Origin of the sequence: Sphingomonas aquatilis, assembly GCF_014196115.1 — a bacterium.
Lineage (GTDB): Bacteria > Pseudomonadota > Alphaproteobacteria > Sphingomonadales > Sphingomonadaceae > Sphingomonas > Sphingomonas aquatilis.
In genome coordinates, this window is record NZ_JACIDB010000009.1 from 70018 (window position 1) to 82989 (window position 12972).

Below are 12972 nucleotides of genomic sequence, written 5' to 3' on the forward strand. Positions count from 1 at the left end.
GAGCCCAGCGCCCGGCGTCAGCAACAAAACGTTACGCAGGCGATACCGGTTCCGTTATGTCCGAAGAGTGATTGTTTGTGAGGCGCTTACGATGCGCCGTCAGCGAATCGAGGCGGCCTCCGCCCGTGGCTTGATCCACGCGAGCGCCTCGTCATGGATGCCCGGTGCAGCAACCATCACGCCGAAGGCGGTCGGATCGGGCTTGTTATAGCGGAGCGGCCCACCCAGCGCGTCGCTCACCCCCGCGCCCGCCTCGCCCGCGATCACCGCCGCGGCCGCGATATCCCATTCGTTGCCCCAGCGCAGCGTCGCGACGAGGTCAGCCTCGTCCGCCGCCACCATTGCCATCCGCAGCGCAATCGAATTGGGCTTGTGGACGATCGTCAAATGCCGATCGATCTTCGGCAGTGCATCGGTGGGCACACGCGCACCGGACAAAGCGGATCGCGTACCGGCGTGCAGGGCCACGCCGTTGCGCCACGCCCCCTGCCCGCGCGTCGCGGTCCAGCGTTCGCGGCGCGCCGGTGCATCGAGCACTCCCAGCACCACCTCGCCGTTGCGCACCAGCGCGACCGAGACCGCCCAGCCCTCGCGTCCGCGGATATAATCGCGGGTCCCGTCGATCGGATCGACGACCCACACCGCCTCGCGCGCCAGCCGGTCGGTATTGTCCACCGTCTCCTCCGACAGCCAACCAGCGTCAGGCAGCAGCCCCTCCAAGCGCGCGCGCAACATACGATCGACGTCGAGATCGACCTCGCACACCGGGCTACCCGGTGTCTTCTCCCAGCGGCGGAAATCGGTCCGCCAGCGGGCAAGCGCCATCTGCCCCGCCTCGTGCGCGATCTGGGCGACGGCCGCCGTCAGGTCGAACGCCGGATCAGCCACTCGCGATCGTCATCCCGTCGATCCGCAACGTCGGCACGTTGATGCCATAGCGAAATTCGAGGTCGCTCGCGGGCGTCATGTTGAGGAACATGTCCTTTAGATTGCCCGCAATCGTGAATTCGGCGACCGGCCCGGCAATCGCCCCGTCGACGATGCGGAAGCCGGACGCGCCCCGGCTGTAATCGCCCGTGACGGAGTTCACCCCCTGGCCGATCAGCTCCGTGATATAGACGCCATCGGCAATGTCGCCGATCAGCGTCTCGACCGGGATCACACCGGCCTGCATGTACAGATTGCTGGGCGAGACGCCGGGCGATCCGCCGACGCCGCGCGCGGCATGGCCGGTCGGCTCCAGCCCCAGTTGCCGCGCCGATCCGCTGTCGAGCAGCCAGGTCTCCAGCATACCGTCCGCAATGATCGCGGTCGGCGATACCGGCAGCCCTTCACCGTCGAAGGGGCGCGACCGCAGCCCGTGCGGGCGATGCGGATCGTCGCAGATGGTGACGCCGTCGGCGAACACGCGCGTCCCCAGCGCGTCGAGCAGAAAACTGGTCCGCCGTGCGATCGCCTGGCCGGCAATCGCGCCGGTGAGATGGCCGAGCAGCGACGAGCCGACGCGCGGATCGAGCACGACCGGCATCGCACCGCTGGCGAGGCGGCCGGGGTTGATCCGGGCGACGGCACGCTCCCCGGCGCGCCGGCCGATCGCCTCCGGCGTCTCGAGATGCGCCCGCTTGCGCGCTGCGTGATGGGCGTAATCGCGCTGCATGCCGCTCGCGACGTCGCCGGCCAGCACGCTTGCCGACAGGCTATAGGTGGTCGTGGCATAGGCGCCGGCAAAGCCATGGCTGGTCGCCAGACCCCAGACGGATCGCGACGCGGCCGCGCCGCCGCCCTCGCTGTTGCTAACGCCCGCAACGCTGCGTGCCGCGTCCTCGGCCTCCTCGGCCCAGGCCCGCAGATCGGCAGGCGAAATGTCGCCGCCATCGTCGAGATCGAGCAGAGGCGGCGCCCCGTGCATCAACCGCTCCTGCGGCGCGAGGCCCGCCCAGCGATCCTCCGGCGCCTCGCGCGCCATCGCCACCGCACGCTCCACCAGCGCGCCCAGCGCGTCGGCGGACAGGTCGGACGTCGAGACGCTCGCCGAGCGCCGGCCGACGAAGACCCGCAGCCCCAGCTCTTCGCTTTCCGACCGACCCAGATCCTCCAATGCGCCCAGCCGCACGCCCACGTCGGTCGAGGCATCCGCGGCAAAGACCGCGTCCGCGGCATCCGCCCCCGCCCGAACGGCGCGGGAAACGATATCGGCGGCGCGGTCACGCGCTTGATCGGGAGTCAGCATCGCCCCCAATTAGGGGCGGGGCGGGCGCGATGCTAGGCCCGACGGCAGCTCAGGCGGTCGATCCGACGACCAGACAGGCGAGGAACATCAGCAACCCCGCAAAGCGGTTGCTGCGAAAGCGCGCCAAGGCATTGCCGCCATCGTCCGGCACCAGCGTCGTCACCTGCCAGCCGAGATGCAGCGCGACGGGCACCAACGCGGCCAACGCGAGCGGATCGGCATGCACCAGCCCAATCGCCCCTGCCCAGCACAGCACCGCCAGCAGGTAGAAGCCGGCCGTCCCCGATCGCACCCGCGCCCCCATCCGCAGGGCCGACGAGCGCACGCCGATCAGCGCATCGTCCTCGCGATCCTGCAGCGCATAGATCGTGTCATAACCGATCACCCAGGCGATACAGCCGGCGTAGAGCAGCCACAGCGGTGTCGACAGCGCACCCGCCACCTCCGCCCAGCCGACCAGTGCCGCCCAGGAAAACACGAGGCCCAGCCACGCCTGCGGCCACCAGGTGATCCGCTTCATGAACGGATAGGCCGCCACGGGCGCCAGGCTCGCCAACGCGACGATCTTGGCCAGCGTGCCGAGCTGGAGCAGCACCACCAGCCCGACCAGACACAGTGCGACCAGCCACACCCAGGCGAGCCGCACCGACACCAGCCCGCTCGGGATCGGCCGCGCCCGCGTGCGCGCCACCTGCGCGTCGAGGTCGCGATCGACGATGTCGTTGTACACGCAGCCCGCACCGCGCATCGCAATGCTGCCGGCAAGGAACCACAGCAGCAGCGGCCAGCGCGCGATCCCGCCCCCCGCGAGCGCGATCGCCCACGCACCCGGCCAGAACAACAGCCACCAGCCGATCGGCCGGTCGAGCCGGGCCAGCAGCGCCAGTCCCCGCGCACGGGGCGGCAGGCGGCCGACCAGACCGCGATGTTCGCTGTCGGGGACGATATCGGTGGGGGGATGCGCGGCCATGCTCCGCCTTTGCCGCGCGACACCGCCCGCGGGCAAGGCCGTTCCCGGGCTTTTGCCTCGCTATCGCCGCGAAGATGCGGCAGATCGTCCGCGATGGACGCTACCCGCCCCTCCTGCCCCCGCCGGAACGACCGATGATCGGCCTGTCGGTCGCGGTCGGCCGCTTCGTCGAGGCGCTGTTCTGGGCGATCCTGCGCGTCGCGGGCGTGGTGACCGTCGTCGTCGTCGCGATCGCGGTGGGCGCGCTGCTCGTCGCGATCGTCGCCCGCAAAATCTGGGCGCGGCAGAAGCGCCTGAAGGCCCCATCCGAGCATCGACCATGACCGCAACGCCCGCCTGGCCGCCGCAATCCACCCCCCGCCTGTTCGTCGAGCAGCCCCTCGCGCCCGGCCCGCTGCGCATCGACGGGCCGGCGGCGCATTATCTCTTATCGGTGATGCGGACCGCGCCGGGCGATCCGGTGAAGCTGTTCGACGACGTCACGGGGGAATGGCTGGCGACCGCAGTGCAGGTCGGGCGCCGCGACCTGACCGTCGACGTGTCGACACGTTTGCGCGAGCGGGAGCCGGTGCCCGATCTATGGCTGTGCGCTGCGCCGCTCAAGAAAGGGCGGATCGACTGGCTCGCCGAAAAGGCCTGCGAGCTTGGGGTGGACCGGTTGGTCCCCGTCGTCACCGCGCGCACCATCGTCGACAAGCTGAAGACCGATCGCCTGCGCGCACACATGATCGAGGCGGCAGAGCAATGCGCCCGCACCGCTCTGCCCGCGGTCGATGAGCCCGTGAAGCTCGCCGCTTTGCTGCGCGACTGGCCAGCGACGCGCACCTTGTTCTTCGCGGACGAGGCAGGCGGCGATCCCGCCGTCGCGGCGATGCGGGCGCATCCCGGCCCAGCCGCGATCCTGATCGGTCCGGAAGGCGGTTTCACGGATGCCGAACGCGCGATGATACGCGAACATTCTCAAGCGATTGGCATCAGCCTGGGGCCCCGCATCCTGCGTGCCGACACGGCCGCGGCCGCGGCGGTCGCATTATGGATGGCGGCTGCGGGCGACTGGTAGCAAAGCTTGCTGGCGTCGCTGTTCATCCCCGCGTAAGGGCGCGCCATGACGACCAAGACCGTTATCGCCGAGGGCTCACCCCTCATCGAGTCGCGCGAGCAGCTGATCGCGAGTTTCGCCCGCGGGGAAAAGCCGCGCGAACGGTGGCGGATCGGCACCGAACACGAGAAGTTCGTTTACAGCACGACCGACCATCACGCGCCGAGCTGGGGCGAGCCCGGCGGCATCCGCGCACTCCTGACAGAGCTTCAGCAATATGGCTGGCAACCCGTTGAGGAAGGCGGAAACCTTATCGCCCTCACCGGCGCGGACGGCAGCGTCAGCCTGGAACCCGCCGGCCAGTTCGAACTGTCGGGCGCACCACTCGACAACCTGCACCAGACCTGTGCCGAAACCGGCCGCCACCTGGATCAGGTGAAGGCCGCGGGTGAGAAGCTCGGCATCGGCTTCCTCGGCCTCGGCATGTGGCCCGACAAGACGCGCGACCAGCTCCCGATCATGCCCAAGGGCCGCTATGCGATCATGCTGCGCCACATGCCGCGCGTCGGCAGCATGGGCCTCGACATGATGCTGCGCACCTGCACGATCCAGGTGAACCTCGACTATGCGTCGGAAGCCGACATGGCTAAGAAGTTCCGCGTCGGGCTGGCGCTCCAGCCGCTCGCGACCGCGCTGTTCGCCAATTCGCCCTTCACCGATGGCAAGCCCAACGGCTTCCTGTCGTATCGCAGCCATATCTGGTCGGACACCGATCCCGCCCGCACCGGCATGCTGCCCTTCGTGTTCGAAGACGGCTTCGGGTACGAACGCTACGCCGACTATATGCTCGATGTGCCGATGTACTTCGTCTACCGCGACGGTCGCTACATCGATGCCGCCGGCCTGTCGTTCCGCGACTTCCTGAAGGGCGAGCTTAGCGTCCTCCCTGGTGAAAAGCCGACGCTGGACGACTGGAATGATCATCTGTCCACCGCCTTCCCCGAAGTGCGATTGAAGACCTTCCTCGAAATGCGCGGGGCCGATGGTGGTCCGTGGGGCCGTATCTGCGCCCTGCCCGCTTTCTGGGTCGGCCTGCTCTACGACGATGCCGCGCTCGATGCGGCGTGGGACGTGGTGAAGGACTGGAGCCTCGCCGAACGACAGGCGCTGCGCGACGCAGTGCCGCGGATGGCGCTCGACGCGCCGCTGCCGGGTGGCGGACGGCTGGCCGATATCGCCGGCACCGTGCTCGACATCGCCCACGCCGGCCTCGCCGCGCGCGCGCGGATTAACGGCATCGGCGAAAACGAAACCGGCTTCCTCGATCCGCTGCGCGAAGTGGTCCGGAGCGGCAAAGTGCCCGCGCAGGTATTGCTCGATCGCTACAACGGCGCCTGGGCAGGCGACCTCGCCCGCGTGTACGATGAGGCAAGCTTTTAAAACGGATCGACTGACCATTCCTCCCCCGCCAGGGGGAGGTGGCGCCGCGCAGCGGTGACGGAGGGGGAGGAAAGAAACACATCGGTTTCGTGTCCGCCCCCTCCGCCATGCCTATGGCATGCCACCTCTCCCTGGCGGGGGAGGAATTGCTAGGACCGATCGACATTCGTTCACGCCAAGATACGAAGAGGTGAAGAGAAGACGGTTCGCGCAGAGGCGCGGAGGACGCAGAGGTGTCGCGTTTGCCGCGTGAGCGGCCTGTCTATCTCGGCCGAGGTCAAGGCGAAGCGCTGCCACGCGCGTGACACCTCCGCGTCCTCCGCGCCTCCGCGCGAACAAAACCCTTTTTTCCTCGGGTCTTTCCGCTCGTCGAAAAATCCATCACGACGGTGAATGTCGATCCGCCCCAAAAGCGCGCGCCTACCGCCCCAACGCGGCCCGCGCGACACGCTCCAGTTCGGCATCGAGAGGCGGCGGCGTCATATCCACCGCAGCTTCGAGCTGGTCGGCGACCTCCGTCAGCGCGTGAATGCGCGCCGCCTTCTTGTCGTTGCCGTTGATCACCGTCCAGGGCGCGCCGCCCGTGTCGGTGCGGGCGAACATGTCGTGCATCGCGGCAAGATACTCCTCGCGTTTGGCGCGGTTGCGATAATCCTCCATCCCCGTCTTCCACCGCTTCCACGGATCGTCCAGCCGCGCCTCCAGCCTCTTGTCCTGTTCCTTCTGCGACACCTGGACGAACAGCTTGACCAGTGTGGTGCCGCTCTCGGCCAGTTCCGCCTCGAACGCATTGATCGCGTCATAGCCCGCGCGCCATTCGGCCTCGCTGGCAAAGCCCTCGACCCGCTCGACCAGCACACGGCCGTACCAGCTGCGGTCGAAGACGATGATGTTGCCCGGCTTGGGCAGGCGGGTCTGGAAGCGCCACAGGAAATCATGCGCCTTTTCCTCCGCACTCGGCGCGGCGATCGGATAGACTTCGAAATAGCGCGGGTCCCATTCCGCGGTCAGCCGCTGGATGATGCCGCCCTTGCCCGCCGCGTCCCAGCCTTCCAGCATCACGACGGCGCGGCGGCCATGGACGATATGGGCGACGAGGATCTGCTCCAGCCGCTCCTGCAGCGCGGCGAGGTCGCGCTTGTAATGGCCCTTATAGGCCTGCTTCTTGTCGTAATCGCGCAGGTCGATCATGCGTCGGTCCGTCCTATCGCTCCTAACCTTCATCGGGAACGTGAACGCTCCAGTCGCCGCGACGACGCAGGACGAACCAGTAATAGGCCGCGGATGCGACGATCTGCGCGCCCGTCATCAGCAGCCCGGGCCGCCCCTCGCTCGCGTCCTGCCAGCTCGTCCACACGACATAGGCAAGCGCAACCAGCGTCACGACCGGGGCGATCGGATACAGCGGCATGCGATAGCGCGCATGCGCCGTCGCCCCGGTGCGCCGCCCGACCATCGCGGCGATCGCGATGCCGGCGTAGATCGCGACGAGGCCGGTCCCGCTCAGCACCAGCAACAGCGTCAGCGGCAGGAAGCAACAGGCGACGCCCACCCCCCCGACGATCAGCGTGCCGACCCAGGGCGACCCGAAGCGTGGGTGAATGCGCGTCATCCACAGGTCGATCGGCCGCCCCCAGCTGCCGTCGCGCGCGGTGCCGTAGAAGAAGCGCGAACAGGCCAGGATGCAGGCGATGATCGCGTTGACGATCGCGATCACGACGCCGATCGCGGTCGCATCCGCCACCCAGCCGTTACCGCGCAACCGCGCGATCAGACCGAACGGATCGCTGGCGGTGGTCAGCGCATGCAGGTCGGGCGCGCCCATCAGCACGGCGATCGTCGGGACGATCTCGAACAGCAACGTCAGGACGAGGCTTGCCAGGATCGCCCGCGCGATCAGCCGCGACGGCTCCTTCATCTCCTCACCGAAATAAACCGCGGCACCATAGCCGTTCAGCGCGAAGATCGCGATCGAGGTGGCAAGGCCGATCCCCGCGGCCGATGCCGGCACCATCGCGCCGCCGTCCGGCATCACCGGCGCGGTCAGCAGCACGGCGAACGGCCGCACCACGTCCGACCAGCCGAGCGCGGTGACGACGAGCAGCGCCAGCACTTCGCCCGCCAGAAACAGGCCGGTGATCCAGGCATTCACGCGGATCTGCAGCAGCGCGATCAGCGTCGATGCCGCGACGACCGCGATCGCGACCGGCACCGTCGGCAGGCCCGGATAGACGGTGGACAGAACCGCACTGATCCCCAGCGCCGCGGCGGGCGGAAAGAACAGATTGTTGAAGACGTTGACGCCCAGCATCACGAATCCGGACAGCGGCCCCAGCGTCTTGGCGACGGCGACATATTCGCCGCCCGCGACGGGCCATGCGCTCGACAGCTCGGCATAGACGAAAGCCGTCGCGACGCAGACGATCCCCGCCAGGATCAGCGCCCAGATCGTCCCCGTCCCCGCCACCTGCAACATGCCCGGAATGATGACGAACACCGACGAAGCCGGCGTCGCCACCGACAAGGTCAGGAACAGGACGCCCATGACACCGAGACTGCGGACGAGCGGGGCCGGCCGTGCCGGAAGCAACTGATCGTCTAACATGACCCCCCACGTCTAACCCCGGGGGCCTAGTGACATGGTTAACGGAGCGAGGGAAGCGACGGAATTGCGCGGCTTGCTACTCGCATTGGTTTTTGCAGGCGTGGTAGGGCGGTGCATCACCTGAAGAGGACGATGATCCATGCCCTATGAAAGTCCCTGGCAGCAGCAGCGCCGATCGAGCGTCGCGGACGAGATCGACTATGAGATCAAGGGCCAGGAATTGCAGTTCCTGGAGATCGAGCTCGACCCCGGCGAAAGCGCGGTCGCAGAGGCGGGCGCGATGGTGTGGAAGGACGCCAGCATCGCGATGACCACCGTGTTCGGCGACGGCAGCGGCGCGAGCGGCGGCGGCTTCATGGGCAAGCTGCTCGGCGCGGGGAAGCGATTGGTCACGGGCGAAAGCCTGTTCACCACGGTTTTCACGCACGAGGGGTACGGCAAGGCGCGCGTCGCCTTCGCCTCGCCAACGCCGGGCTCGATCGTGCCGCTGCGCTTGTCGGACCTGGGCGGGCAATTGATCTGCCAGAAGGACGCGTTCCTCGCCGCGGCGAAGGGTGTGCAGCTCGGCATTTATTTCCAGCGGCGGGTCATGACCGGGCTGTTCGGCGGCGAGGGCTTCGTGATGCAGTCGCTGACCGGCGATGGCTGGGTCTTCGTCCAGATGGGCGGCACCGTCGTCGAGCGCAAACTGGCACCGGGCGAGGAGCTGCACGTCGACACCGGCTGCCTCGCGGCGATGACGCCGTCGGTCGAGTTCGACCTCGTCACGGTCGGCGGCGTGCGCAGCGCATTGTTCGGCGGCGAGGGCCTGTTCTTCGCGCGGCTACGCGGACCGGGCACGGTCTGGATTCAATCACTCCCCTTCTCGCGCCTCGCGGGCCGCATGATGGCGGCCGCGAACGGCGGCGGTCAGAACCGCGGCGAGGGATCGGTGCTGGGCGGGTTCGGCGATTGGGTCGGCGGCAACGATTAGTCGAACCTGCATCCGACGGAAAAAATCCTCCCCCGCCAGGGGGAGGTGGCATGCCGCAGGCATGACGGAGGGGGCGGACACGAAACCGATGTGTCGCTAACCTCCCCCTCCGTCACCGCTGCGCGGCGCCACCTCCCCCTGGCGGGGGAGGACTTGTCGTCTGTCTTCCGCAAACCTCGACAACGCCAGACCCGCCGTCGCCGGTAGACCAGCCGCGCGAAACTTACCCCGCGCTCGGCGCCACCGCCTTGTCGACGTTGACCGTCGGCTGCGGCGGGGTCGCCTGACGGATCGACAGCTCCCGCAGCTGTTGCACCGACGCGGGCGACGGCGCGCCCATCAACAGGTCCTCGGCGCGCTGGTTCATCGGGAACAGCGACACCTCGCGCAGGTTCTGCGCGCCGCAGACCAGCATGACGATCCGGTCGACACCGGCGGCCATGCCACCGTGCGGCGGCGCGCCGTACTGGAACGCGCGGTACAACCCGCCGAAGCGCTCTTCCACGTCCGCCTTGCTCAGCCCGACCAGCTCGAACGCCTTCACCATCAGTTCGGGCGACTGGTTACGGATCGACCCCGACGCGATCTCATAGCCGTTGCAAACGAGGTCGTACTGATACGCCTTGATCGTCAGCGGATCCTGGTTCTCCAGCGCATCCATGCCGCCCTGCGGCATCGAGAACGGGTTGTGCGCGAATTCGACCTTCTTCGCGTCCTCGTCATATTCGTAGAAGGGGAAGTCGACGATCCAGCACAGGCGAAACGCGCCCTGCTCGATCAGCCCGAGCTGGTCCGCAACGCGCGTGCGTGCGGCACCGGCGAGCTTTGCCGCCGCCTCCGCCTTGCCCGCCGCGAAGAACAGGCCGTCATCCGGCCCCAGCCCGAGCGCGGCATAGATCGCCTCCATGCCCTCGGTGCCATGGTTCTTCGCGATCGGCCCACCGAACTCGCCGCCCTTGCGGGTGACGTAGCCCAGGCCCGCATGCCCCTCGGCACGCGCCCATTCGTTCATCTCGTCGAAGAACTTGCGGCTCTTGTCCGCGGTCTTCGGCGCCGGAATCGCGCGGACGACACCGCCACCGGCGACGATCTTCTCGAACAGACCGAAGCCGCTCTGCGTGAAATGCGCCGACACGTCGGTGATGATCAGCGGGTTGCGCAGATCGGGCTTGTCGCTGCCATACTTCAGCATCGCTTCGTCGTGCGGAATGCGCGGGAACTGGCCGCTCGGCGTCACGCTCTTCCCGTCGGCGAAGGATTCGAAGATGCCGGCGATCACCGGCTCCATCGTCTCCCACACCTCTTCCTGCGTAACGAAGCTCATTTCCAGGTCGAGCTGGTAGAACTCGCCCGGCAGGCGGTCGGCGCGCGGGTCTTCGTCGCGGAAGCAGGGCGCGATCTGGAAATAGCGGTCGAAGCCCGCCACCATCAGCAGCTGCTTATACTGCTGCGGCGCCTGCGGCAGCGCGTAGAACTTGCCCGGATGGATGCGGCTCGGCACCAGGAAGTCGCGCGCGCCTTCCGGCGACGAGGCGGTGAGGATCGGCGTCGAATATTCGGTGAAGCCCACGCCTTCCATCCGGCGCCGCATTTCGGAAATCACCTTCGTCCGGCGCACGATATTGGCGTGCAGCGTCTCGCGGCGCAGGTCGAGGAAACGATACCGCAGGCGGATGTCCTCAGGGTATTCCTGCTCGCCGGCGACCGGCATCGGCAGCTCGTCCGCGGCCGACAGCACCGTCGCACCGCGCGCGAACACCTCAATCTCGCCCGTCGCGAGGTTGGCATTCACCGTGCCCGCCGAGCGCGCCTTGACGCTGCCATCGATCGTCACGACCGATTCGACGCGCACCTGCTCCAGGATGGCGAGCGCGGGCGAATCGCTGTCGGCGACGATCTGGGTGATGCCGTAATGATCGCGCAGGTCGACGAACAGGACGCCGCCATGGTCGCGCTTGCGATGCACCCAGCCCGACAGGCGAACGGTATCGCCGACGTTGCTCGCGGAGAGCGCGGCGCAGGTGTGGGTACGATAGGCGTGCATGATCGTGTCTTCTTCAGGCCGGGGTGACGGGGATGGATGACGGATCGCATCTTCACCCATCCCCTATTTGTCAACCCGCGCGGGCGGTCTATGGAGCGTCGGATGCATATCCACCCGTTGATTACCGACAGCGCGACGCTCGCCAATCTCTGCCATCGCCTCGCCCAGGCCGACTTCATCACGGTCGACACCGAGTTCATGCGTGAGAGCACCTATTACCCCGAGCTGTGCCTGATCCAGATCGCCGACGTGAACGAGGCTGCCGCGATCGACCCGATGGCGCCGGGGCTCGACATGACGCCGCTGCTCGATCTGCTCGTGAATAACGAGGACGTGCTGAAGGTCGTCCACGCCGGCGGGCAGGATATCGAGATCATCTACAATCTGACCGGCAAGACGCCGCACCCGCTGTTCGACACGCAGGTTGCGGCGATGGCGCTGGGTCAGGGCGAACAGATCGGCTATTCGAATCTCGTCGACAGCTGGCTGGGCATTCAGGTCGATAAGGGCGCGCGCTTCACCGATTGGGCGCGCCGGCCGCTCGATGCGCGCCAGATCGAATATGCGATCGGCGACGTCACGCACCTCGCGCGGATCTTCCCCAAGATGCTGGAACGGCTGCGCAAGACCGGTCGCGGTGTCTGGCTGGATCAGGAGATGGAGCGGCTCGCCGATCCCGCCAATTACGCCAACGACCCCGATCAGGCGTGGAAGCGCGTGCGCATCTCGGGCCGCAAGCCCGACGTGCTCGGCCGGCTGAAGGCGCTCGCCCGCTGGCGCGAACTGGAGGCGCAGGGCAAGGACCTGCCACGCGGTCGCATCGTCAAGGACGAAACGCTGGGCGACCTCGCCGGCCATCCGCCGCGGCGGCAGGCGGACCTCGCCAAGGTACGCGGCCTATCGGCGACCTGGGCGTCGAACGATATCGGCGGCCGGCTGATGGCGGCGCTGGAAAGCGCGGCGCCCCTGTCCGCAGACGAATTGCCCCCGCGCGACGATCGCAAGCCGGGGCTGGGCAAGGACGGCGCGCTGGTCGCTGATCTGCTGAAGCTGCTGCTCAAGATTCGCGCGCGCGACATCGACGTCGCCTCCCGCCTGCTGGCCCGATCCGATGAGTTGGAGGCGCTCGCCGCCGGCACCCGCACCGGCCTGCCGATGTTGGAAGGCTGGCGATTCGACCAATTCGGTCGCGATGCATTGGATCTTGTCGAAGGTCGACTGGGTTTTGCCGTACAGGGCGGCAAGCTCACGATGACGCGGACGGAGGAAGCGGGATGACGACACGAGTCTGGACGCTGGCGGCGCTGCTGCCGATCGGTCTTTCCGGCTGCATGACGATGGCGCCCCCGCCACCGCCCGCCGGCCCGTGCGTCGTGACCGAAGAGGCGCGCATCCGCTACGCCGGCGTCAAGTTCCGCGAGCGTATGCGCGATGCCATCGAATATGAAACCCATTCGCGGATCTCCCGCGTGCTGCGCCCCGGCGATGCCGCGACGATGGATTTCCGGCCCGACCGCCTCAACATCCTGCTCGACGACATGAACGAGATCAGCGGCCTCAAATGCGGCTGAGCCGATAACGGCCCACTCAAAGTCCTCCCCCGCCAGGGGGAGGTGGCATGCCGCAGGCATGACGGAGGGGGAGGTAAGGGCAGCGCGTCGTTATCGGGAA

12 protein-coding genes are annotated in these 12972 nt (G+C 67.8%); 6 read left to right on the plus strand and 6 right to left on the minus strand.

Translation table 11 applies throughout. The features are described 5' to 3' along the window. Positions 1-99: 99 nt before the first annotated feature. The 3 genes from GGR47_RS15770 to ubiA are packed head-to-tail and all read right to left on the minus strand — an operon-like array spanning position 100 to position 3200. A complete protein-coding gene (locus tag GGR47_RS15770; RefSeq protein ID WP_147035003.1) occupies positions 100-888 on the minus strand; it encodes a 3'(2'),5'-bisphosphate nucleotidase CysQ in 789 nt (262 codons plus the stop codon). After that, entirely contained in the window at positions 881-2230 is a 1350-nt protein-coding gene (locus GGR47_RS15775) for a TldD/PmbA family protein (protein WP_147035002.1), read from the minus strand. The genes GGR47_RS15770 and GGR47_RS15775 overlap by 8 nt, the downstream gene beginning before the upstream one ends. Before the next feature lie 49 nt (positions 2231-2279). Continuing rightward, on the minus strand, positions 2280-3200 hold the full coding sequence (gene ubiA / locus GGR47_RS15780) for a 4-hydroxybenzoate octaprenyltransferase (protein ID WP_147035001.1): 921 nt from the start codon (positions 3198-3200) through the stop codon (positions 2280-2282). Between the two features lie 74 nt (positions 3201-3274). Between ubiA and GGR47_RS15785 the strand changes: the two genes are divergently transcribed. From GGR47_RS15785 to GGR47_RS15795, 3 genes are read left to right on the plus strand one after another with little or no spacing between them, the layout of a single operon-like run. After that, entirely contained in the window at positions 3275-3523 is a 249-nt protein-coding gene (locus tag GGR47_RS15785; protein ID WP_147035000.1) for a hypothetical protein, read from the plus strand. Continuing rightward, positions 3520-4260 (plus strand): 16S rRNA (uracil(1498)-N(3))-methyltransferase, encoded by a 741-nt coding sequence (locus tag GGR47_RS15790; RefSeq protein WP_147034999.1) that lies wholly within the window; start codon positions 3520-3522, stop codon positions 4258-4260. The genes GGR47_RS15785 and GGR47_RS15790 overlap by 4 nt, the downstream gene beginning before the upstream one ends. 45 nt (positions 4261-4305) lie before the next feature. Further along, on the plus strand, positions 4306-5679 hold the full coding sequence (locus GGR47_RS15795; protein WP_147034998.1) for a glutamate--cysteine ligase: 1374 nt from the start codon (positions 4306-4308) through the stop codon (positions 5677-5679). A 420-nt stretch (positions 5680-6099) separates the two neighbouring features. Here GGR47_RS15795 and GGR47_RS15800 read toward each other — a convergent pair whose 3' ends face one another. Continuing rightward, positions 6100-6870, minus strand: a complete 771-nt coding sequence (locus GGR47_RS15800) for a polyphosphate kinase 2 family protein (RefSeq protein ID WP_147034997.1) — start codon at positions 6868-6870, stop codon at positions 6100-6102. A gap of 22 nt (positions 6871-6892) precedes the next feature. Next, positions 6893-8284: an APC family permease gene (locus GGR47_RS15805; protein ID WP_244304942.1), complete on the minus strand. Its 1392-nt coding sequence runs from the start codon at positions 8282-8284 to the stop codon at positions 6893-6895. Between the two features lie 139 nt (positions 8285-8423). On the opposite strand from GGR47_RS15805, the gene GGR47_RS15810 reads away from it, so the two are divergent. Continuing rightward, a complete protein-coding gene (locus GGR47_RS15810; RefSeq protein ID WP_147034996.1) occupies positions 8424-9257 on the plus strand; it encodes a TIGR00266 family protein in 834 nt (277 codons plus the stop codon). Between the two features lie 223 nt (positions 9258-9480). Here the strand turns inward: GGR47_RS15810 and aspS are convergent, their stop codons facing one another. Continuing rightward, positions 9481-11301: an aspartate--tRNA ligase gene (gene aspS / locus GGR47_RS15815; protein WP_147035623.1), complete on the minus strand. Its 1821-nt coding sequence runs from the start codon at positions 11299-11301 to the stop codon at positions 9481-9483. A gap of 102 nt (positions 11302-11403) precedes the next feature. Between aspS and rnd the strand changes: the two genes are divergently transcribed. Together rnd and GGR47_RS15825 are read left to right on the plus strand one after the other, a co-directional pair. After that, complete coding sequence (rnd, locus tag GGR47_RS15820; RefSeq protein WP_043059378.1) at positions 11404-12579, plus strand: ribonuclease D; 1176 nt, start codon at positions 11404-11406, stop codon at positions 12577-12579. Further along, positions 12576-12872 carry an I78 family peptidase inhibitor gene (locus GGR47_RS15825; protein WP_043059379.1) on the plus strand — a complete coding sequence of 99 codons (297 nt, stop codon included), beginning with the start codon at positions 12576-12578 and terminating at the stop codon, positions 12870-12872. Before rnd ends, GGR47_RS15825 begins: the two co-directional genes overlap by 4 nt. The last annotated feature ends 100 nt before the right edge of the window (positions 12873-12972 follow it).

Excerpts from the sequence above, each read along its gene's own strand:
- GGR47_RS15775 (WP_147035002.1), bottom strand. The coding sequence starts at position 2,230 with ATGCTGACTCCCGATCAAGCGCGTGACCGCGCCGCCGATATCGTTTCC.
- ubiA (WP_147035001.1), bottom strand. The coding sequence starts at position 3,200 with ATGGCCGCGCATCCCCCCACCGATATCGTCCCCGACAGCGAACATCGC.
- GGR47_RS15785 (WP_147035000.1), top strand. The coding sequence starts at position 3,275 with ATGCGGCAGATCGTCCGCGATGGACGCTACCCGCCCCTCCTGCCCCCG.
- GGR47_RS15790 (WP_147034999.1), top strand. The coding sequence starts at position 3,520 with ATGACCGCAACGCCCGCCTGGCCGCCGCAATCCACCCCCCGCCTGTTC.
- GGR47_RS15795 (WP_147034998.1), top strand. The coding sequence starts at position 4,306 with ATGACGACCAAGACCGTTATCGCCGAGGGCTCACCCCTCATCGAGTCG.
- GGR47_RS15800 (WP_147034997.1), bottom strand. The coding sequence starts at position 6,870 with ATGATCGACCTGCGCGATTACGACAAGAAGCAGGCCTATAAGGGCCAT.
- GGR47_RS15805 (WP_244304942.1), bottom strand. The coding sequence starts at position 8,284 with ATGTTAGACGATCAGTTGCTTCCGGCACGGCCGGCCCCGCTCGTCCGC.
- GGR47_RS15810 (WP_147034996.1), top strand. The coding sequence starts at position 8,424 with ATGCCCTATGAAAGTCCCTGGCAGCAGCAGCGCCGATCGAGCGTCGCG.
- aspS (WP_147035623.1), bottom strand. The coding sequence starts at position 11,301 with ATGCACGCCTATCGTACCCACACCTGCGCCGCGCTCTCCGCGAGCAAC.
- rnd (WP_043059378.1), top strand. The coding sequence starts at position 11,404 with ATGCATATCCACCCGTTGATTACCGACAGCGCGACGCTCGCCAATCTC.
- GGR47_RS15825 (WP_043059379.1), top strand. The coding sequence starts at position 12,576 with ATGACGACACGAGTCTGGACGCTGGCGGCGCTGCTGCCGATCGGTCTT.